Annotated in this window: 23 protein-coding genes, 1 tRNA gene and 1 pseudogene; 11 read left to right on the forward strand and 14 right to left on the reverse strand. The window is 63.3% G+C overall.

Annotated elements, in window-relative coordinates; translation table 11 throughout:
• Window positions 1-310 precede the first annotated feature (310 nt).
• From ATY75_RS15075 to ATY75_RS15095, 4 genes are all read right to left on the reverse strand, one after another.
• Window positions 311-772: a nuclear transport factor 2 family protein gene (locus ATY75_RS15075; protein WP_245317579.1), complete on the reverse strand. Its 462-nt coding sequence runs from the start codon at window positions 770-772 to the stop codon at window positions 311-313.
• Between the two features lie 636 nt (window positions 773-1,408).
• The gene (locus tag ATY75_RS15085; RefSeq protein WP_088938179.1) at window positions 1,409-2,410 is read right to left on the reverse strand and encodes a glycine betaine ABC transporter substrate-binding protein; all 1,002 of its coding nucleotides are present in this window, start codon (window positions 2,408-2,410) and stop codon (window positions 1,409-1,411) included.
• Window positions 2,411-2,464: 54 nt separating this feature from the next.
• A complete protein-coding gene (locus ATY75_RS15090) occupies window positions 2,465-3,580 on the reverse strand; it encodes a mandelate racemase/muconate lactonizing enzyme family protein (RefSeq protein WP_088938180.1) in 1,116 nt (371 codons plus the stop codon).
• Window positions 3,581-3,603: 23 nt separating this feature from the next.
• Window positions 3,604-4,731 (reverse strand): alcohol dehydrogenase family protein, encoded by a 1,128-nt coding sequence (locus ATY75_RS15095; RefSeq protein WP_088938181.1) that lies wholly within the window; start codon window positions 4,729-4,731, stop codon window positions 3,604-3,606.
• 241 nt (window positions 4,732-4,972) lie between these two features.
• Here ATY75_RS15095 and ATY75_RS15100 point away from each other — a divergent pair, with 241 nt between their 5' ends.
• Entirely contained in the window at window positions 4,973-5,911 is a 939-nt protein-coding gene (locus tag ATY75_RS15100) for a LysR substrate-binding domain-containing protein (protein WP_088938182.1), read from the forward strand.
• A gap of 478 nt (window positions 5,912-6,389) precedes the next feature.
• Here ATY75_RS15100 and ATY75_RS15105 read toward each other — a convergent pair whose 3' ends face one another.
• Window positions 6,390-7,634, reverse strand: a complete 1,245-nt coding sequence (locus ATY75_RS15105) for a TCR/Tet family MFS transporter (RefSeq protein ID WP_348627403.1) — start codon at window positions 7,632-7,634, stop codon at window positions 6,390-6,392.
• Window positions 7,635-8,230: 596 nt separating this feature from the next.
• Here ATY75_RS15105 and ATY75_RS15110 point away from each other — a divergent pair.
• On the forward strand, window positions 8,231-11,203 hold the full coding sequence (locus ATY75_RS15110; RefSeq protein ID WP_088938184.1) for an NAD(P)-dependent oxidoreductase: 2,973 nt from the start codon (window positions 8,231-8,233) through the stop codon (window positions 11,201-11,203).
• A 322-nt stretch (window positions 11,204-11,525) separates the two neighbouring features.
• On the opposite strand, the gene ATY75_RS15115 is transcribed toward ATY75_RS15110, so the two are convergent.
• Window positions 11,526-11,933, reverse strand: a complete 408-nt coding sequence (locus ATY75_RS15115) for a hypothetical protein (protein WP_064841287.1) — start codon at window positions 11,931-11,933, stop codon at window positions 11,526-11,528.
• A 264-nt stretch (window positions 11,934-12,197) separates the two neighbouring features.
• Here ATY75_RS15115 and ATY75_RS15120 point away from each other — a divergent pair.
• Window positions 12,198-12,274, forward strand: a tRNA-Pro gene (locus ATY75_RS15120).
• A 130-nt stretch (window positions 12,275-12,404) separates the two neighbouring features.
• On the opposite strand, the gene ATY75_RS15125 is transcribed toward ATY75_RS15120, so the two are convergent.
• The 4 genes from ATY75_RS15125 to ATY75_RS15140 form a co-directional block, all read right to left on the reverse strand.
• A complete protein-coding gene (locus ATY75_RS15125; protein WP_088938185.1) occupies window positions 12,405-12,854 on the reverse strand; it encodes a type II toxin-antitoxin system VapC family toxin in 450 nt (149 codons plus the stop codon).
• The gene (locus ATY75_RS15130) at window positions 12,851-13,102 is read right to left on the reverse strand and encodes a type II toxin-antitoxin system Phd/YefM family antitoxin (protein WP_088938186.1); all 252 of its coding nucleotides are present in this window, start codon (window positions 13,100-13,102) and stop codon (window positions 12,851-12,853) included. The genes ATY75_RS15125 and ATY75_RS15130 overlap by 4 nt, the downstream gene beginning before the upstream one ends.
• A 276-nt stretch (window positions 13,103-13,378) precedes the next feature.
• On the reverse strand, window positions 13,379-14,401 hold the full coding sequence (locus ATY75_RS15135) for a DUF4440 domain-containing protein (protein ID WP_088938187.1): 1,023 nt from the start codon (window positions 14,399-14,401) through the stop codon (window positions 13,379-13,381).
• 9 nt (window positions 14,402-14,410) lie between these two features.
• On the reverse strand, window positions 14,411-14,599 hold the full coding sequence (locus ATY75_RS15140; protein WP_088938188.1) for a hypothetical protein: 189 nt from the start codon (window positions 14,597-14,599) through the stop codon (window positions 14,411-14,413).
• Between the two features lie 178 nt (window positions 14,600-14,777).
• On the opposite strand from ATY75_RS15140, the pseudogene ATY75_RS15145 reads away from it, so the two are divergent.
• Window positions 14,778-15,014 (forward strand): annotated as a pseudogene (locus ATY75_RS15145) (DUF982 domain-containing protein); the annotation flags it as partial.
• A gap of 28 nt (window positions 15,015-15,042) precedes the next feature.
• Here ATY75_RS15145 and ATY75_RS15150 read toward each other — a convergent pair.
• The 4 genes from ATY75_RS15150 to ATY75_RS15165 all read right to left on the reverse strand — a co-directional run bounded on the left by ATY75_RS15150 (window position 15,043) and on the right by ATY75_RS15165 (window position 17,627).
• On the reverse strand, window positions 15,043-15,270 hold the full coding sequence (locus ATY75_RS15150) for a hypothetical protein (RefSeq protein ID WP_088938189.1): 228 nt from the start codon (window positions 15,268-15,270) through the stop codon (window positions 15,043-15,045).
• An 11-nt stretch (window positions 15,271-15,281) separates the two neighbouring features.
• Window positions 15,282-15,545, reverse strand: coding sequence for a hypothetical protein (locus ATY75_RS15155; RefSeq protein ID WP_088938190.1), 264 nt, complete (start codon window positions 15,543-15,545; stop codon window positions 15,282-15,284).
• Between the two features lie 837 nt (window positions 15,546-16,382).
• The gene (locus ATY75_RS15160) at window positions 16,383-16,850 is read right to left on the reverse strand and encodes a hypothetical protein (protein WP_088938191.1); all 468 of its coding nucleotides are present in this window, start codon (window positions 16,848-16,850) and stop codon (window positions 16,383-16,385) included.
• Between the two features lie 129 nt (window positions 16,851-16,979).
• Window positions 16,980-17,627, reverse strand: a complete 648-nt coding sequence (locus ATY75_RS15165; RefSeq protein ID WP_088938204.1) for a S24 family peptidase — start codon at window positions 17,625-17,627, stop codon at window positions 16,980-16,982.
• 82 nt (window positions 17,628-17,709) lie between these two features.
• Here ATY75_RS15165 and ATY75_RS15170 point away from each other — a divergent pair, with 82 nt between their 5' ends.
• The 7 genes from ATY75_RS15170 (at window position 17,710) to ATY75_RS15200 (ending at window position 20,166) form a co-directional block, all read left to right on the forward strand.
• On the forward strand, window positions 17,710-17,946 hold the full coding sequence (locus ATY75_RS15170; RefSeq protein ID WP_088938192.1) for a hypothetical protein: 237 nt from the start codon (window positions 17,710-17,712) through the stop codon (window positions 17,944-17,946).
• 160 nt (window positions 17,947-18,106) lie between these two features.
• Window positions 18,107-18,334 (forward strand): sigma-70 family RNA polymerase sigma factor, encoded by a 228-nt coding sequence (locus ATY75_RS15175; protein ID WP_245317580.1) that lies wholly within the window; start codon window positions 18,107-18,109, stop codon window positions 18,332-18,334.
• Between the two features lie 23 nt (window positions 18,335-18,357).
• Entirely contained in the window at window positions 18,358-18,726 is a 369-nt protein-coding gene (locus ATY75_RS15180) for a hypothetical protein (RefSeq protein WP_088938194.1), read from the forward strand.
• On the forward strand, window positions 18,692-19,075 hold the full coding sequence (locus tag ATY75_RS15185) for a hypothetical protein (RefSeq protein WP_088938195.1): 384 nt from the start codon (window positions 18,692-18,694) through the stop codon (window positions 19,073-19,075). The genes ATY75_RS15180 and ATY75_RS15185 overlap by 35 nt, the downstream gene beginning before the upstream one ends.
• Window positions 19,072-19,365, forward strand: coding sequence for a GcrA family cell cycle regulator (locus tag ATY75_RS15190; protein ID WP_088938196.1), 294 nt, complete (start codon window positions 19,072-19,074; stop codon window positions 19,363-19,365). Before ATY75_RS15185 ends, ATY75_RS15190 begins: the two co-directional genes overlap by 4 nt.
• Window positions 19,362-19,559 carry a helix-turn-helix domain-containing protein gene (locus ATY75_RS15195; RefSeq protein WP_088938197.1) on the forward strand — a complete coding sequence of 66 codons (198 nt, stop codon included), beginning with the start codon at window positions 19,362-19,364 and terminating at the stop codon, window positions 19,557-19,559. Before ATY75_RS15190 ends, ATY75_RS15195 begins: the two co-directional genes overlap by 4 nt.
• 13 nt (window positions 19,560-19,572) lie before the next feature.
• Entirely contained in the window at window positions 19,573-20,166 is a 594-nt protein-coding gene (locus ATY75_RS15200) for a hypothetical protein (RefSeq protein WP_088938198.1), read from the forward strand.
• Window positions 20,167-20,447: the final 281 nt, after the last annotated feature.

The raw sequence follows: 20,447 nt of genomic DNA on the forward strand, positions 1-20,447 counted from the left end.
GCCTGATACTCGGGTCAAGCCCGATACTCGGGTCAAGCCCGAGTATGACGGAGGGTGGGGGAGCGCGGGCGGCAAGAGGCGAGACGTCCGGAGGAATTCCAGCAAGATGCGCCAGCGGTTTTGCCTGAGAACGCGTAAAAAAATGGCGGCAATTGAATAACCGCGACGCTTACGGTTCTTGCGCACACGTTCCCCCACCCTCCGTCATACTCGGGCTTGACCCGAGTATCGGGCTTGACCCGAGGACCCATGGCCGCAAGCATTTCGGCTCGGTGTGGTTACCACCACCGCCGCATCGCCGGCATCATGCTCAAGCTCTGACGCTTTCGAGATGCCAGACCTTGGCGACGATCCGCCAGCCCTCATCACCCCTTGCGAAGCAGAGATGGTCGATGAAGATGTTGGCATGGATCCGCAGCCGGACCTTCACCGTCGCGGCCTTCTCTGACAGCCAGTCGATCAGGATGATGTCGTCCTCGCGATCCTGCCCGCGGCTGGCCGGGGAGATGCGCTTGGCGATCACCGCGCGGTAATCGGCGATCGGATCGACCGTGATCCGTCCCTCGTCGGCATCGAACAGGCTGCAGGCCGGATGAAAGATCCGGTCGAACAAGGCGAGATCGCAGGTATAGAGGGCATCGAAATAGGTCTGGATCGCATCCAGCAGTTCGGTATCGCGGCGCATGGTGTTTCCCTGTTGTTGGCCGCGGAAACTCGCATGCCTGGCGCCGGCGCTGCCAGTGGCGAAACTGCCAAATATGACGGTATTCATGCCAAATGCCCCGAACTCTCGTTCCGCGCCGAACAGGTGACGTGTGTGAGAAAGACCCCTCCCCAACCCCTCCCCACAAGGGGGAGGGGCTAAGTCGCGGCACCGGCGGCGACCAAAGGAGAGGTCTGGTTGGCGGTTACTGTTCGACGGATTGGTGCGGTGGAGATAGGTCAAGCGGTGCGGCCCGTTAGCCCCTCCCCCTTGTGGGGAGGGGTTGGGGAGGGGGCTTGTTCACACTGACAAAGGCGACCACCGTCGAACAAATTCAGGCGGAGCGCATGCGAGATGGATACTCGGGTCAAGCCCGAGCAGGACGGAGAGTGGGGGAGCGCAAGCGGCAAGAGGCGAGACGTCTGGAGGAGTTCCAGCAAAGCGCGGCCGGTTTTGGCTCGGAAATTGCGCAAAGACGGCAATAAAACAAAATCACCACTGCACTTGCGGTTCTTGCCCATAGGTTCCCCATCCTCCGTCGTCCTCGGGCTTGACCCGAGGACCCATGGCCGCAAGCACTGCGGTGCGTGATGGGCGAGGAGAAGGAACACACCTTACGAACAGAGGGATCGCGGCATGTCCTTCTCCCCCGGAGAAGGCGGCGGCAGCCGGATCAGGGCTGGCCGCCGACCTTTTCCTGAACGGTCAAAGCGCGGCTTTGATTTTCTCGGCGACGTCGGCCGGGACCCATTGCGACCAGATCGTTTCGTTTTCCTGGAGGAAGTGCTTGGCGCCGTCTTCGCCGGTGGCCTGGTTTTCCGTTTCCCAGGCCATGATCTTGCCGACCGTGTCGTTGCTCCAGCCGCGCTTGTTGAAATAGGCCATGACGTCGGGGCTGGTGCGATCGGCGAACTTCTTGGTGACGACGGTCATCACCTTGTCGACCGGCCAGTCGGCGACCTTCGGGTCGGGGCAGGCGAGGTTGGTGATGCAGCGTTTCCATTCGACGGCATCCGGCGCGCCGTTCTGCTTAAGCTTGACCATTTCATATTTGCCGAGCAGCGCCGTCGGCGCCCAGTAATAGGTGATGAAGCCTTGCTTGCGTTCATAGGCCTTGGCGATCGCGCCATCGAGGCCGGCTGCCGAGCCCGGGTTCATCAGCGTGAAGCCTTTGTCGGCCGCCTTGTAGGCCTTGAACAGTTGCGTCGTCACGACGGTCGCGCCCCAGCCTTCGGCGCCGTTGAAGATCACGCCCTTGCTCGGATCTTCCTGATCGGGGAAGAGGTCGGGATGGGCAAGCGCGTCCTCGACGGTCTTGATCTCGGGATGGGCGTCGGCCAGATATTTCGGGATCCACCAGCCCTGAATGCCGCCATCGGGAAGGGCAGGGGCGCCGAAGACGATCTTGCCGTCCTGGACGCCGCGCGGAACGATCTCGGGCAATAGGTCGACCCAGGTTTCCGACGAGACGTCGGGCTGGCTCTTCTCCACCATCGACGTCGTGGTCGGCACCGTATCGCCGGGAACGGTCTCAACCTTGCAGCCGTAACCGTTCTCGAGAATGAACTTGTCGACGAAGGTCAGGACTTCGGCGCTCTGCACATTGTGCACGGCGAGCACGACATCGCCGCATTCGGCCGCGTGCGACAGCGATGCGCCGCCGGCAAGACCGGCCAGCAGACATGTGGATGCGAGCAGTTTTTTCATTTTCGTTCCCTCTTTTTTGCGGCGTCGAAAAGGACAGGGCGCCGCGTTTCCTGTTTAGACGTAGCTTGCCACCGGCTCGCCGAGCACTTCGAGGCGCGGCGCAATGCCGAGGCCGGGGGCGGCGGGCGCGGTGACGCGGCCGTTGCGCACGGCAAAATCGCCGTCGGCGGTCTTGATCGCGACGATGTCGCGGCATTCGAGCACGCAGCGCAGGTTCTTCTCCGGCACCGTCTGGCCGAGATGGACGATGGCGGCGAAGGCGATGTCCGAGCCCGTCGTTTCCTGGACGCTGACGGTGTAGCCGGCCGCCACCGAAATATCGCGATGCCGGCGGCCGCGAGTCAGCCCGCCATTCTTGGAGATCTTCAGGCCGATGCCTTCGGCGGCGTCGTCACCGAGGAGCTGGGCAATCGCCGCATCATCCGTCGCCAGTTCGTCGAAGATGATCGGCACATCGGTGCGCCGCCGCAGCGACAAACATTCGCGCCAGGTTGCGCAAGGGGCTTCGAGCACGAAATCGAGCCCGGCCGGCAAGAGCCGCAGCATGCGCAACGCGGTTTCAACCGTCATGCCGCCATTGGCATCGACGATGAAGAATTCGCCGGGCCGCTTGTCGGCGAGCGCGGCGGCAATCCGGGCGGCGTCGACCGCCGGCTCGTCGCCGATCTTGACCGAATGGGCGATATAACCGAGCTGGCGATGCTCGGCCACGCGCCGGCGCATATCATCCGGATCGCCCATATAGATCGACGAGATCACCGGCATTTTCACATCGGTGCGCCCGCCGAGCAGGTCGCAGACGGGCAGGCCGACCGATTTGCCGAACAGATCCCAGCAGGCGACGTCGAGCGCGGTCTTGGCATGCAGATGCCCGACCAGCGCCTGGTCCATCGCGTCATTGATGCGATCGACGCGGCGGGGATCGAGCCCGATCAGGCCAGGCGCGATTTCGGCAATGCCGGCGCGCACGCCGAGCGCATGCGAGGCGATATAGGTCGATCCGAACGGCGTACTCTCGCCCCAGCCCTCCAGCCCGTTCTGCGCCGTGATCCGGACGATCGTCGCATCGAAGCTTCGGTATTCACGCCCGCCCGATAGCCGGTAGACGCCGCCGCGGTAGGGCAGGTCGACCTTGAAGACGTCGATTTTTTCGATTTTGAGTTCGCTCATGTGCTTCTTATTCCGGATGACTTCTATTCAGGGATGATTAGGACGAGTTTGCCGGCGATGCGCTTCGACAGGAAATCCCGCTGCGCCTCGACGATCTCGCTCAAGGGGTAGCTCTTGCCGACGAGCGGCCTGATCTCGCCGCGCTCGACATAGGAGACGAGGTTTTCGAACACGACATCCTCCTGGAAGGTGCAGCCGAAGAAGGTCAGGTCTCTGAGATAGAGCGTCCGGACGTCGAGTTCGACGATCGGCCCGGCGATGGCGCCGGCAACGGCGTATCGCCCGCCCTTTTTCAAGGTATCGAGCAGCGCGCCGAAGGATGGCCCGGCGGCGACATCGAGGACGACGTCGACCGTCTCCCGGCCGAGGTGGGCTGCGAAGTTTTCGCCGCGCGCAACGACGCGGTCGGCGCCGATCGCCAGCAATTGCCCGGCCTTGTCGGGGCTTGCGATCGCCGTGACGGTGGCGCCCCGGCGCTTCGCCAGCTGGATCGCCGCCGAGCCGACGCCGCCGGAGGCGCCGGCGATCAGGACGTGTTCGCCGGCCCCGACGGCTGCGCGGTGCAGCATGCCCTCGGCGGTGGAATAGGCGCAGGGCAGCGACGCCAGCTCGACATCGCTCCAGTCGCAATCAATCTTGTAAGTCTCGCGCGCCGGCGCCACCGCATATTGGGCAAAGCCGCCATCGCATTCCGAGCCGAAGGTCCAGCATTCGAACGGACGATAATCGACGTAAGAGCGCAGCATGTTGCGCACCAGCACCCGCTCGCCGATCCTGATGGGATCGACACCGTCGCCGACAGCGACGATACGCCCGCAGCAATCGGCCCCCTGGATGCGCGGAAAGGCGAGCGGCACGCCGGACCAGCTGGCGTCGGCGTCCTGCGCCGACCGGAAACCTGTCGCCCCGCCGCCTCCCGTGCCTGTTGTCACCGCCTTGGAATACCAGCCGATGCGGGTATTGATATCGGTGTTGTTGATGCCGGCCGCAGCAACGCGGATCAGCACCTCGCCGGCTTTGGCCCGGGGAAGCGGAATATCCTCACGATAGTCCAGTTTTTCGAAACCGCCATGGCCGGTGAGGAGAACGCCCTTCATCCGCTCGGGAAGCCCTTGCACGGCCTGTTTCGACCTTGATGTCTCGATGTTCATGCCTGTTCGGGACCTCGAAAATAGCGTCGCCCAACGCGCGGCCGGGCACCGGACGGGCGTCTTTTCCTGGCGACATGCTGTTTGTGGGTCCTATGAAAGCGGCAGGCAGGTCATGAAGACAAGACACATAAAAATCCGGCATGTGTTGAGTTGAACTCAAGACATGCCTGTCTGCGTGCGTTATCATGGCGGAAATATCAACTCCGCGCCGACGGACGCGGGGGAGAGATAGGAGAGATCAATGGTTCGTCGTTTCTACGGTCTGCCGTCGCTGACCGCCCTTGCCACCTTCGAGGCCTCCGCCCGGCACGGCAATTTCACCCTGGCGGCAGCCGAGCTCAACGTCACCACGGGGGCCGTCAGCCGGCAGATCAAGTCGATCGAGCAGGAACTCGGCGTTGCCCTGTTCGTGCGCACCGGCAAAGGCGTGATGCTGACCGCGCCGGCCGAGGAATTGCACCGGGCGCTGGCAAGCGGCTTTTCCCGGGCGTCCGAAGTGGTCAATTCGATCAAGCAGGGAGATAGCGCCCGTAACGTGACGATTGCCTGCAGCGAAGTGTTCGGGTCGATGTGGCTCATTCCCCGCATGCCGGATTTCTGGCGGCGCTTCACCGACATATCGGTCGATCACCTGATCGGCGACAACTTCAAGGTCTTCCGCCGCTCCGAACTGGAGCTGCGCATCCGCTACGGATCCGGCAAATGGATCGACGAGACGGCGGAATTGCTGTTCGACGACTGTCTCTATCCGGTCTGCAGCCCGGGTTTTGCCGAACGGCATGCGGGTGCCGCCGCCGCCGATCTTGCCGATCTGCCGCTGTTGAATGTCGAGTGGGTCGAGCCCGGCTGGACCGGCTGGGAAGAGGTGCTGTTGCGCGCCGGCGTGCCCTATCGCGGCCTCAGCGGCAGACGCTTCGGCAAATTCAGCGTCGCCCTCCAGGCCGCCATGGCCGACCAGGGCCTGGTCGTCGGCTGGCACCGCCTGGTCGGCCCCCTGGTCGAAAAGGGCGATCTGGTGCGCTTCACCGATCTGGTCGTTCCCGATCCGGGCGCCTATTACCTCACCTGGAACAACAGCCGCGAACTCCCTGCCGCCGCGCTGGCGCTGCGCGACTGGATCAGGAGGCTCGCCGAGGAGGAAAGACGCGCGCCGATGCCATTGGCGAGGCAACCCGCATGAAACCGTCCTGATGGACGCTTTCTTCGCATGTGCGGCTTGATCGCGCCGCCGACGTCGCTGTTGCGACTGACGCTCCCCCACCCTCCGTCGTCCTCGGGCTTGACCCGAGGACCCATGCGGTCCGGCACCTCGCTTCCGTTGAAGTGGCGGACGATCGCCGAGCAAATTCAAGCGGAGCGCTTGCGGCATGGATACTCGGGTCAAGCCCGAGTATGACGGAGGGTGGGGATAGCGATAGGCAAGAGGCGAGACGTCTGGAGGAATTCCAGCAACATGCGTGGGCAGTCTTGCGTTGGGATCGGGTGAAATAACAGGCGACAATTCCAACAAATCACCACGCACTCGCGGTCCTTGCCGTACAGGCTCCCCCACCCTCCGTCGTCCTCGGGCTTGACCCGAGGACCCATGTCCACGCGCACTGCGTGTTCACCCTGGCAAAGGCGATCGTAGCCGCGAAGCCGCAGCCTTCCCAGCAGTTTCACCCCGCCGGCGCCGCCTCCGGTCTCTTCAGCCTGAGGCCGAGAACCACAGGCACGGCGAGCGCATAGACGGCGACGACCGATAGCCAGATGGCGCCCGGCCATTCCTCTCGGACGAGGAAATAGAGGCTGGAAAAGCCGAGCGGCGCGATGATCGAGGCGAGGCTGACGGCCGAGGCCAGCACGCCCTGGAACTCGCCCTGGCTGTTCTCGTCGACCTGCCGGGTCGCGAGCGATTGCAGCGCCGGCACGCCGATGCCGCCGAGGGTGAAGACCGGCATGATCGCAAAGATCATCCAGCCCTGGGCGGCAAAGGCCATGACGGTAAGGGCGAGGGAGACGCCGGCAACACCCACGAGGATCGCGGCGCGTTCGCCGAGCAGTTTCACGGCCGGCCCCGGCAGCAAGGCCTGGGCAAACGTCTGGCAGATGCCGAAGGCGCCCAGCGATAGGCCGATCGACAATCCGTTCCAGTGAAAGGCATCGCTGCCCCACAGCGCCCAGCAGGTGCCGTAGGCCTCGCCGGTGGCGCTGAAGATGAAGAACAGGATGACGATCGGCAGCAGGCTTTTGACCTCCAGCACCGCGCGTAGCGGTTTGAGCGGATTGAGCGCAGCCAGATCGATCGTCTCGCGGCTGCCCGGGCGTGATTCCGGCAGGAGGAAGACGGCGAGCAGCAGGTTGGCGCCGTTGAGCACGGCGGCCGCGATAAACGGCAGCCGCAGCCAATGATCGCCGAGCACGCCGCCGGCGACCGGGCCGATGATGAAGCCGAGGCCGAACATGGCGTTGAACAGGCCGAAGCGGCGGGCGCGTTTCTTCTCCGGCGAGATGTCGGTGATATAGGCGGTCGCCACCGAGATATTGGCGCTGGTCAGCCCGGCGATCGCCCGGCCGACGAAGAGCAGGGTCAGATTGGGCGCAAAGGCGAGGAAGAGATAGTTGACGGCGGCACCGGCGAGCGAAATCAGCAGCACCGGCCGGCGGCCGATCCGGTCGCTGAGCGTCCCGAGCACCGGCGCGAAGATGAACTGCATCAGCGCATAGAGCGCCGTCATCGCGCCGATAGTGGGCGCGACGTCTGCGGCATGGGTGACGTCTTCAAGCAGCGACGGCAGGATCGGGAAAATCAGCCCGATGCCGACGGCATCGAGAACAATGGCGGTGAAAATGACGATAAGGGATCTGGTCATGGGTGCGTTCCGGGTCGACGCAAGCCGGCAGCGCCGACAGAGTGCGCCGATAGCTCACGATGAGGCCTGATCTGGTCAGGCATTGGTTTCAGGGAGGTGCTGGCCGAACCATGGCTGATGCGCATGGCGGGCCTGTGCTCGACCGCCTGGACGACCCATTCGTCCACCTGTTTACTCCGCCACTGAGCGGATCAAGGGAGGCAGTCGCTTTTCGCGACGGGCAAGAGATACGCCGAATGGTTGAGTAGGGCAAGCCTGTTTTGTGTTGGGGGTGAGCGACTGAGGGCTGCGATATCAACGGGCAATAGGTCTCGGATCCGGCCAAGACCCCTCCCCAACCCCTCCCCACAAGGGGGAGGGGCTTAACCTGCCGCACCCATTTTCCATATCTGCGACGCTTCGAGTGGAACCCGGCGAGCGCTCCGGATTAGTCCCTCCCCCTTGTGGGGAGGGGTTGGGGAGGGGTCTTTCACAGTCGGATGAATGGGCTGGCATGAGTCGTCTCGCCTGCTGCCAAATGCACGAACATGAACGGCAGCACCCCAATGGCGCGTTTCGCCTCTCCTGCGGCGCATATGAGGTTGTCTCGTCGGGGCAGTCGCTTCACCATGAAGGCAACTTCAGCTCCGGGAACAGACAGGCAGGCCATGACAGATATCGCGCAGATGCAGGAACAGCGATTGAACGCCCTTCGACAGACCGCGTCGGGCGCGCCGAAGCTGCCGTCCAACCCGTTCTTCGGCGTCGGGCCGATTACCGATGCGACGACCGACGAAGTCGATAGCCGCCTGCGGCGCATCGCTTTCGACGCCTGGATCGAGAAGACTTATCGCAAGTTCGACGACCGGGGCAACGATATCGGCGGCTTCACCACCGCCGAGATTTCCCGCAGCATGCATCGCGGCTATCCGGCCGACAAGATCCTGACCGACATGATGCGGGCGATCCATCGCTATTTCGGCTTCCCGAAGGAGAACCGCATGGCGGTGGGGCTCGGCGGCGGCCATAGCGGTTTCACCGTCTGCATCCAGCACCTGATGAATGCCAACGATGCCGGCCAGCGCGTCTATGTCGACACGCCGCGGCCGGAGAGCGATCCGTCCAAGGCCGCCGGCTTCTTCCGCCAGTCCTGGGCGACCCAGCTGATCGAAATGCAGCGTTTCGCCGAAAAGGGCTGCGAGAGCCGCATCCATTTCGCCGCCTCCGAGGGCGTGATCCCGACGGCGGCCGAGCTGTCCGACCTCGGCGTGTCGATCTTCGTCGGCGTCGGCCACGAGACGACGGGGGCCAATGCCTATACCAGCGCCGAGATTCGCGAACTGCTGAGCTGGCTCGACGGCGACCCGGCCAACCGCCATGCGGTGTTCGACGCCACCTCGATGCTCGGCGCCATGCCCTGGGAGCCCGAACTCGTCAGCGCCGTCATGGCGAAATGCTGCCTGTTCATGCCGTTCCAGAAGGCGATCGGCGGCATCTCCGGCTATTTCGTCGCCTCCTTCACGCCGCATGCGCTGGCGCTGATCGAGAAGAACCAGCAGGATCCGGCCTGGGCGATCCCGCGCCAGCTGAAGATCGCGCCGCCGATCGATCCGCGGCAGCCGTTTTCGGCCAAGCGCTCGGTCGATGCCGGCCCGTTCTATGATCCGGCCGAGGACCGCATGCTCGGCGGCGTTATCAACACCTACAGCGCGCTCGCCTTTGCCGAGACCACCTTCGGACTGCTGCAGTCCGAAGCCCGGGTCGGCACCATCGTCGAGCTCAACCGCCGCTCCGCCGCCAACCGCGCGGTGATCGACGAATGGGTCAAGTCGCACCCGCTGCTGTCGCTGACCGTCACCGATGCCGAGCGTCGCGGCGCCGCCGTGACGCTGCTGAAGGTCGAGGACGACATCACCGATGCCGGCATCCACGCCCGCATCATCGCCCGTTCCAAGCAACTGCTCGGTTATGAGGGCATCACCCATCCGAACGGCGAATATGAGCCCGGCCTCGATGCGGCCCGCTACGTCAACGCCTTCCCCGGCACGCCCGGCGATTACCGCGCCTGGGTCGGCGGCATCCGCGAGCCCGACGATGTCGTCGCCCTGCTGGAAAACCTGCAATATGCCTATCTCAGAGCCAAGATCGTCGTGCTCGAGGAGGAGCTGGCAAAACACGGCGTCACCTTCGAGGCGCCCGCCAAGGCCGATGGCGCCGTGCGCAAGGACGATCCGAACCGCGCCTATACGGTGCTGATCGCCGATCTCGTCGGCCTGCGCTTCGGCGCCGGTGGCGAGCCGGATTACAGCGAGGTCAAGGCCTATATCGAGGAGAAGGGCGGCAGCTTCCATCTCGGCCCTCTCGGTGATCGTTCGGCGCTGGAAAAGGGCCGCATCCACTTCTTCTATCAGCCGAACCTCAGCACCGAGGCGGAGATCCTGCCGCAGACCGACAAGGGTCAGTATGACGCGCTGATCGCGGCGGCGACCTTCATCCCGAAGTCCTCCGTCTTCCCGCTCGGCGGCGTGCGCATCGGCGCCGGCACCGGCAATATGGGCTCGGCCTCCTGGGGCGGTGGCAACGGCGAGGGCGGCGAAGCGGCGCTGATGAACACGCCCGGCATCAACAGCCGCGCGACCGCCCAGATGGCCGTGAAGGCGATCCTGAAGGTCATGCCCGACCTCCCGGTCGACAGGCTGCACCGAATGGTCGCTGGCGGCGATTTCGATACCGGCCGCCAGTTGAAGGATTTCCCGACGGCCAAGCTCGAGGGTCGCAAGCTCGCCGTTCTCGGCTACGGCAATATCGGCCGTGAAGTCGCCAAGCTCGCCAAGGCCTTCGGCATGACGGTGTCGATCTATGCCCGCGAGCATCACAAGCGCTGGATCGAGGCCGAGGGCTTCGACTATGCCGCAAGCCCTGTGGAAGCGGCAAGCGGCGCCGACGTGCTCTCCGTCCATATCGGCCTCGGCCGCCTGGATGCCGCGACCGGCATCTATTCCAATGCCGGCACCGTCAATGCCAAGGTGCTCGGCGCCATGAAGGACGGCGCGGTGCTGGTCAATTACGACCGCGGCGAAGTCGTCGACGCCGGCGCGCTCGATGCAGCCCTTGCCTCCGGCAAGATCGCCCATGCGGCGATCGACGCCGACCTCTTCAGCGATGCGGCGACCGGCACGCTGAGCGGCCCGATGCTGCCCTACCTGCCGCTCGAGGAGTGCCACAAGGGCAAGCTGGAACTGCTGCCGCACGCCGCCGCCGACACTGACCACCCGTCGCGGGTGACCGGCGCCAAGCAGGCGGTCGACCAGATCTTCGACGTCATCCGCTTCAAGTCGGTCGTCAATCTCAAGGGCGACCTGCCGGAAGGGCATGTCTCCGGCGGCAGCCGCACGCCGGCCGGCATCGGCAAGGTGACGAAGCAGGTCGTCGCCGAGGCCGGCGGCAAGGCAGCGCTGCTCGAAGAACTGCGCCAGGCCTCGGAAAAGATCGCCGCCATAACAGGCGCGCTGTCGGCCGTTTCCGACCGGGGACACCAGCAGCGGATCGTCGAGCGCTACACCGGCCTGCTGGTCGAAAATGCCGACCGGCAGCGGGCGCTTCTCGACCAGCTCGGCCTGTACGGGCCGGCGGAGGGGTGAACTGCAGCGGCTCGGGCCAGGCCAAAGACCCCGCCCCAACCCCTCCCCACAAGGGGGAGGGGCTAACATGCGGCACCGCTTCACGTAATCTCCACCGCAGCAATCCGTAGAACCGCAACAGCCAGCGAGACCTTCATTTTGGTCGCTACGGGGAACCACAGCTTAGTCCCTCCCTCTTGTGGGGAGGGGTTGGGGAGGGGTTTCGCGCGGAAACGCTTCGACGGCGTGACCCAGGTCGGGTGCCTGGATCCAGAGCAGCTCCCAAAAACAAAACAGGCGGCACTGTGGCCGCCTGTCTCTGCATGCCCGGACGAACCGTCCGTTACTTCTGTTCGGGCGCCAGGAATTCGGCGCAATAGGACGGGCCGTTGACGCCGGGAATGTCGGCGACGGTACGGATGTCGCGGATCGTGTAATCCGAGCTGGTGGTGATTTCGGTCTGGCAGCGCAGATAGGCGGTGCGGGCGGACGCGATCTGCTTGCCGCGTTTGCCGTCGGCGCCTTCGGCATATTTGGCCGGAATGCGCACGGTCTTGTAGCCGCCGCGCCAGGTATAGACGGTGGTGGCGCCTTCCTCGCGGTCGCTGATCGGCGGCCCGTAGGCGGCAAAGAAGATGCCGGCCGATTTGCCGACCCAGCGGGCCTCGATCGGATTGCCGGCGGAAGGTATGGTGGTGCATCCGGCAAGCCCAATTGCAAGCCCGGCCGCGGTGATGGTGCGGAGTTTCATCGTGTCGTCCCTGATCTCAAGCGCAGTGGCTGCGAATCCGCCGTTTACGCGCGGTTTCGCCTGTCCCGTCGAGCCCTTTAGCGCGGAACCCGGCAAAAGAAAATTGCCCATGTGGCACTTCCCGACAATTTGCTCCGAGTGTGTCTTTTTGCAGCAGCGGCCCATTTCGGCCACTGTCATCAACCCGTCAAAAATTCCCCCGGATTTTTGGAATTTGGTGCTTGTGCAACCAGATAGGCTGTTCTATAGAAGCGCCGCTGGTCACGGAGTGTAGCGCAGTCTGGTAGCGCACCACGTTCGGGACGTGGGGGTCGAGTGTTCGAATCACTCCACTCCGACCAGCTGTAACCCTCGGCAGCCATAGCCGAAAAGCAGGGTTATCAATGTTTCCCGAATTTACCGATTGAACGAAATAGCTGACGATATCCTTGTCCGCTTCGCTGGCAATGCTTCCGGAATGCCGGCAAAGGATCATTCCGACCGGAATGCGGCCGGAAGATCGACGGCGACGTCAAGCGGCTGGAAATGCCGCAAGTTTTCCGTAATGACGGTGAGGTCGTAGGCTCGCGCGGTCGCCGCGATGATGAGGTCGCCAAGGCCGGGATGACGGCCCTGGCTCGCGGCTTCTTCTTCTAGTGCGCCGACGATTCGCGCGACAACGGTATCCATGGGCAGTATCCGATCCGCAAATGTGTCGGTGATGAAGTCCAGCCATGCCGAAAGGCGCTTCGCCCGCTCGATCCCACCGCGACGGTGAAGGTTTCGCAGCCCCTTCTCGATCTCTGCCACGGATAGAGCCGACAGAAAGAGAGCATCGGCCTTGCCCTGATCGTGGAACCATGCCCGCACCGGATCGGACGGCGGCACCTTGTCCGGCGCGAATTTCGAAATGATATTCGTGTCGAGAAGGTAGGCGGTCACAGATCAATATCGCGCATTTTCGACGGATTCCGCTCCATCTCGACCCCACCGGGGAAGCTCAACAGGAAATCCCCAAAATTCGGCCGCGGCTTCTTCAAAGCCCTTTTCGCGGCCTCGGCCGCTTCGACGGACACAAGCACGGCAGCGGGCTTTCCGTGCCGCGTGATCGTCACGAATTCTCCGTTTGCCGCTTCATCTACCAGACCGGCGAAACCGGCCTTGGCCTCTGCGACGCTGATTGTCGACATTGCGGCCCCGCTTCAAATGACCATATATGGTCAAAATAGACATTGGCTTCGGCGAAATCAAGAGGGAGAATTTTCACCGGCCGAAAGCACGCTTTTCTCTGCGATTATAATTGTTCTGCAGGAAAGTTATAACCACGCCGACAGGAACGGGCGCGCTTAAGGGAACGCGTTCGGCAGACTAACGTCCATTATATATGAACAGGAACGGTGCATTGGCTCCGCATGGATCAAGTTCGAGTCTGAACGATTGGCCCAACCAGACGCCGGCGGTCGAAGCTATTGGCTCGGAGCCCCAGCGCTCAACAGCGCCCGTACCAATGCCGCCTGGCTGCGTACGCCGGTTTTGTCGAAGATGCGCTGTAGCTGAGTGCGCAACGTGTTGACACTGACCCCGAGCAGATCGGCGGCGGCGGCGAGGTCATGGCCATCGACGATCAGCCGAGCAAGCCGGGTCTGCGCCGGCGAGAGGCCGAAGACCTCTCGCGCACTTGCGATCCGGCGCACCACCGTCTCGGCGTCGTCGAAGGAGACGAGCGTCTTGCCGTCTTCAAGCAGAACCCAGCAGTGGAGCGGAATCCCCTCCGTGTCCTCGCCGAGCGCCACCGCCCAGGCCTGCTTCGGCGCGATGTTCAGTGGTCTCTGGCTCTGCAGCTCGCGGAACGCCAGGCGCATCGCTTCGCGTAGCGCAGCGTCGCGTTCGCGCTGCCGGGCACGTAGGCGGCCGGCAGCGGCGACGAGCCCGGGATGGCCAGGCATCCGCTCCCGCGCCAGCCGGTTCGTCCAGAGGATCCTTGCATCCGCGTCGACTTCGATGAGCGGGCAGTTTGCCTCCTCGACGCTGCTCTCCATCATCACCATGCAGCCGATCTTCCAGGCGCCGTCGATCCGGTGGAGGATCCGGAGCTGGCGCTTGCGATCTTCGCCGGTGTCGCTGCCGATCTGATCGAAGGTCATCCAGGCCATGTTGCCGTCGACGACGATGTTGACCTTTTCCCAGCGGACGCGCTCCGAAAAGGCGTGTTTCTCCGGGAATCGCTCGACGATCTTCTTGATCCGCGCGGCGATCGGGTCCCAGCCTTCGTCCACCCGGACGCCGAGCGAAGCGAAGTATTCCATCCGCCGGGTCTGCGGCGACTGCACCCAGTGGCTCGCCAGCGCCTCGAAGTCCCGCTGCAGCCAGGCCTCGGTTTCGGCGCGGATCACCGCCGTGATCGCCGCCCGATCAGTCTCGCTGTCGTCCATGTCGCGGTCCCCCGTGACAACGGATCGCAGCATAGCATGATCGGTCTGTCGGAGCATGACGGCACCTCATGCCTTGATGACGCCTGCCAGAAGCAGCGTCACGCCGGCGGTCGTTGCGATCAGCCCGAGGAGCCGAAGCCTCAGGCGCGGCAGGCTGATCTGATTTCGGTAGTATCGGTCCTCGGCCGAGGCGCCCATCTGCCTGGGGCGGCGGCGGTTTGGCATGTGCGCGGCGACGAGACTTTGAAGGTCCATTGTGTTGCCTCCTGGTTCGGGCTTGATCTGCCGCATTCTCGCAGGCATCCGAGCCGTGCTCTGTCATGCAGGCGGAGGACATCGGGCCCGGCGCCCGGCTGACGAACGAAGAATCACCTCAATCGGAACGAGTCCCAAAGTGATTCGTTGAGTCGCGTTCCGTGTGCGATACTGGGCCATGAGCAAGCGACGAAGCTTCAAACCGGTGAAGATCACCATCAATGGCAAGGTGAGGACGGTCTATAATGTCGTCCAGGCCGGCAACACTTTGCTGAACGATTGGCCCGACCAGACGCCGGCGGCCAAGGTTGCCGAGCGGCTTGTGCTTGATGTGTTCAACGATGCCGCCGAGCCCGAGCAGGTACGCCGCGCCTTCATTACCGCGGCCAAGGCGAGCGATATCAAATATAGTTCTGATCGGCGACGCTGGGCAAAGTCCGGGCTCACTTCCATGACATCAGTTCCTGATTGGCGCGGTCCTGGTTCCTGAACTGTGTCTCCATCCAGGCAGCCGTGCCGATCGCGGCGAGGAAGCCGAAGGCGAGGCAGGTGATGGCCTGCTTGCGCCAGGAGATGAAGGCGCGTGGCGCCGGGGTGAGGGGCTTTTGCGCGCATTCACCCGGCGGGCAGGCACAGCCGGAAAAGGCCTTGACGATGCAATCGGCAGACATCTCCGGTCTCCTCAGGCGTAAAGCTGATCGTGATCGGTCAGGCCCATGATCTCTCGGGCATAGCGGTAATGCTCCTCGACGGAGGCCGCGGCACCCCGCAACCAGGAGGGGCCGCGGATTAAATGTTCGGGGCGGCGCAGGTACGCAAAGCCGAGGGCGCCCATGCGCTGGGCCTCGATCGCCATATAGGCGCTGCAGTCGCCGATCCGCAGCGCGCTATTCCAGCGGGCGTCGCGCCTGCTTTCCACGGTCTCGATATTGCGGATGTGCTGCATCACCCTGTCCTCTCACGCGCCTCTGATCGACTTGTGACGAAGGTATATATAATACCCTATCACGTCAACGGTAACGGGTATAAAAAATACCTCACAGATTGACGGGGTACGAATCATAGGCGTATGTCTGTCGCCAGTGATTGGGCGACCGGGTGCAACTCCCGAGCTGACGAAGCCCAGCGGCGCGGGAAGCGAAAGTCCTTAAGTGCGCTGTCAGAAAATCAGGACGAGGGCGAAGCGAATGGCCCCTCTGGCACGTGTCCCATCCGGGCTCCGGCCTTCAGGACTTGGCCAATGCTCTCCCGGCTTCATGGGCTTTGCTCATGGGGTAGGGGGAAGCTTTGGCCGGAACCCTCCCTCACCAGCCTTCAGCGAAGACAGAGAGATAAAAACAAGGCTTGGAGTCTGGTGCTACGAGAAAAACGGCAGGCGCAACGACATCGGAATCGCGGTGATCGAGGCGGATTCTGGAATCACAGAATTTTCTGATCGTGGGAGAGGCCGTCGAGGGACATGGTCCCTGCAGCCATTCGTTCCATCCCGGCGGTAAGGCGGGTGGTGCGCGGACGGCGTCCGGAGCCTCTGCAATTTTTGGTTTCAGAGGAGGGAGCGTCCCGAGATCCCTGATGATCCTGGCTGCCGGATCGGGGAGCTTGGGACAAATCCTACAGGCCGTACATCTCGCGCGCGGCGCTGAAGGCCAGCAGAAACACCGCTAGGGTGACGATATAGAACCAGATTCTGCCGGCGCGCGATGTCGGTTTCAGCATCTTTTACCCTTTGTAAGGCGTTTGAATCATTGAGATATTCTTTAACGTACGACCTGACGTCGCGATGTTATTGGCAATCGCTTGCCCTCAGATTGAAACTCGATTGCCCATCTTTAAAAGCGTAATTGTACACGGCGAGGTTGGTCTCACCCGAATCAAGCTTTGGTTTCCAGAAAGCGCACACGGTCGGTGCAATGCCTGACTTCATGATGGCCCCATCCGTCAAAGGGAGGGAATCGGCCAGGCGGTAAAAATATCGGACCGTCTTCCCCTCGAGAGAGATGCGCTCAAGAGTGGTAAAGGCATCTATCTTCTGCGGCAGGTTAGCGTTCGCGACGTCATTCTGAATTCTGGGAATGACGATCAGTTTGGTGATCTGGCTTGAACTGGCAAGAAACAGAACAACAATGATCGTTCTCGCGTTCGGAAATCGCTTGGCCGCCAGATGGCCGACAACCGCGCCGATCGCCCCGAATATCCCCCCAACCAGGCCGTAAACAGCCGGCGCCGGCCATGTTCCCATAAAAGCAAGCATTTCCCCTCCAATGTTATCCTCTGCTGATCCACCCGGTAGCTTGGCAGCCGGGTTACCGAACGTGCGTGCGCCACTGCCGGTCTGCCCGGAAATTTATTGAGATTTTCGAGCGTACCCAGCATCTCATCCCTACATCTCGATGATCGATCGGCGGACGCGGCCGACGATGGTGACGGCGCCGTGGAAATCCGGCGGCGGCACATCCTCGTAGGAGGCGGGCTGGAAGGGCGGGTTGTCGTTCGGGCGATAGCGCTTGTAGGTGGCGGCCCCCGTCTCGTCGGCGACGACATAGAGCGCGTTCGGCGCCAGGCGCTTGTCGCGCAGATTGACGAAGATGATCGAGCCCGGCGGCGAGATCTTGTTCATCGAATTGCCTTCGACCTCGAGCGCGATCCATTCGCCATCGGGCAGATCGAGCGCGGCCACCGTCGGGAATTCCGAAAAGTCGGTGATCGGCGCCTGCTCGCTCAGCTGGCCGGCGCTGACCCAGGAGATCTTCGGCACATCGGCGACGGAGACCGGCAGCTCATCCGGATCGAGCGCGTTGCCGGTGCCGAACTGCAGCCAGTTGAGATTGACCTTGAAGGCGCGGGCGTACTTTTTCGCATCGGCGATGCCGAAGCCGTTGCGGCCGGACTCATGCGCCTTGTAGACATTCGCATTCCAGCCGAACCGATCGACGATCGCTTTCGGCCCGGCAAAGCCCGCGTTTTTCCGGGCCATGACCAGCCGCTTTGCGCGTTCCTCGCGCTCAAATTGTTCCTGATCTTTCAACATGATATAAAAAATACCCCATTTTAGGGTATATGTCATGCTCTTTTCTGCTTGACGTGCGGGGTATTAAATATACCCTATACGCATGACAAACAGCCAGAACATCCATGCCTCCAGCCAGGCAGCCGTCGGCCCGGTCGAGCGCGAAAACGCCCGCTACACCGGCTGCCCGAACTGCGGCAAGGCGCTGTCGATCGCCGAGGTGATCGAGCGCCATTGCGAAAATTGCGGCCGGCAGACCAGCCCGCAGGAGATGCGGCAGATAGCCGATCTCCCCGGCGCGTCTGCGCTCAGCAATCCCGACAGCCTCACCCCTCCCTGACGGCTCTCGGTGGCCGGCGTCGTCGCCCTCCCTCGGCGACGCCGGCAGCTATTTCCGGGCCGCCGTCGCCGCCGATGAACTCACGTGAAGCAGCTGGCAGCGCCCGCTTCGGCGACAACGGCACGCTGCGCTTGAAATGGACAAGAAGGATCACCCCGGCATGAACGCGCTCGAGCTCTTCCGCACCGGCAGGGACTACATCGAAATCGCAGCCATCCTCGGCATGTCGGTGCCTTCGGTGGAAAGCGAGATCCACCGGCGCCGAAGCGCCGAGAGGGGCGATACCGCCCAGCAGGATCATGCCGGCGCGGAGATCCGCCGCTTTCCGCATCGGATGAGGCCGGGCACGCCGGTGAATTTTGCCGGCGGGCGACGGCGGCAGGTTTGAGCGGCGGGAGAAAGGAAAACGGCATGGCGAAGGACACAATGAGCAAGGACATCATGGACATCCTCAGCCCGGTGCTGGGGGAGGAACTGGCGGCGGCCGTCATCGAGCATCGCAAGCGCACGCTGAGAAAGCCGCTGACCGCTTACGCCGCCCGCATCCAGGCCAGGGAATATCTGCTGACCGGCGATCCGGCCGGTGCTGCCGAGATGCAGATCTTCCGCGGCTGGCAGGCGATCAAATGCGACTGGTACCTCAAGGAGAAGGCGAGGGAAGCCGGGTCGATCAACAGCAGCAGCACGAGAAGGACGACAGTCGATGCCGCAAGAGATTTCCTCTCCGGTGAAGATCATAGCGGGGATGCTTTCGGGTTTCCCGGCATCCGCAGGCACTGATCCCGACATGCAGATCCGCGCCTATCTCCTCGCCATCGACGGCATCCCGCTGGAGGCCGTCTGGCAGGCGGCCAAACTGTTCATCTCAGGCAAGGTCAGGAATCATAACCGCGCCTTCGCACCGAGCTCGGCCAGTTTCGCCGAGCAATGCCGCCGGCAGCAGGCGGCCATTGCAGCGCAAAGCCGTCCGCGCGTCGAGCCGCCGCAGCCGAAAGTCGCGGCCTACAAGATGCAGCTCTTGCGCGACGCCGCGAACGGCAGCCGCAGCGCCAGGCGGGAGCTGGCGAAGATGTTTCCCGACAACCCGATCATTGCACGAGCCACACGACACGAGGAGGCATTGAGGTGAGAAGCCTGTTCTGGACGGAAGACAAGATCGTCAAGGCTGAGAAGCTTTGGCAGCAGGGGCTCTCGGCAAGAGAGATCGCCAACCTGTTCGGCTCGAAGAAGAACACCGTCATCAACATGGCGCACCGCAACCGCGACAGGTTCCCCGCACGGCAGGTCACCCGGCCGCCGCCCGAGACCTGCGAGGCGCCGGCGCCGATCCGCCGCCCCGACCGCGTCACGCGGGTGACCTTGTCGGGGGCTGAGGTGACGATGCCGCGCGTGCCCTGCATCGATGGGCCGGCATCATGAGCAAGCCCACCCCGCGCGAAACCGAAATCATCGGCTGGATGGCGGCCGGAAAGACCGCCGCCGAGATCGGCACCATTCTCGCCATCTCCCCCATCACCGTGAACACGCACATCGCCAACGCCAAGGCGAGACTCGGCGTCTTCAAGGATACCGCACTGGTCGCCGCTGCACTGCGCAACGGCATTATTCGATAGAAGGACAATCAGCATGGGTGGCAAAGCAGCCAAGGTCAGGACACAGCGGGCAAGCAAGGGCGCCGGCCGGCCGCGCAAGGCAAATGTCGAGCGTTTTCCCTGCGGCAAGATCAAGCCGTTCGAGACCGAGAAGGACAATATCAGCGTCGCGATATCAGCCCGCCGCCGCATCCACGGCTTCGGCCGGACGGTCGACGACGAGACGGTCAAGAGCCCATTTGCCGGTTATACGCTGGGGCGCATGTTCCTCGACGGCCTGATCAGCGCAGAGCAGCGCCAGGCCGGCGACGACTATGCCGAGGCGATGGCCCGCTACCACAAGACCACGGGCATCCCGGCGCCGAGCCCGCGCGCCCAATCGCTCTTTTCCGTCAAGGGCCACGAAGGCGAAGTCACCGAAAGCCTCGCCGACCGCGCCCGCAAAGCCAGCAACCGCATGATGGCGCTGCAGGCCATCCTGCTGCGCTGCCAGGACGGCCCGCAGGTGCGCAGCACCGTCTACAACGTCACGGTGATGGACTACGAACATCTGCGCCAGATGCCGCCGCAGCAATTGCTGTGGCTGCGGCGGGGGTTGATCGCGCTGCGCGCGGCGAAGGGTGGGTGATGGGGTGGCGGTAGGGCGCGTGTCAGTCGTCGATTTGGCGGCATGAATGCGGATGACTGCCTTTGCAAGACCGTAGCGAAACTGGCCCCTTCTCCATCCGCCAATGCTGTGTTTGCCCGGCGCTCACCCCTCCCTCCGTCTTCCTCGGGCTTGACCCCATAGGCGCTAACTTAGCTGTCGATGCGCGATGGCTCGTCGCCTTCGCGGCGGCTCTCGCAGTCGATGGAGGAGCAGGTCGATGGCGATGGGCCTGATGGTGGCGTGCAACACGGCGATAGAGA

It is taken from the genome of Rhizobium sp. N122 (genome assembly GCF_002211295.1).
Lineage (GTDB): Bacteria > Pseudomonadota > Alphaproteobacteria > Rhizobiales > Rhizobiaceae > Rhizobium.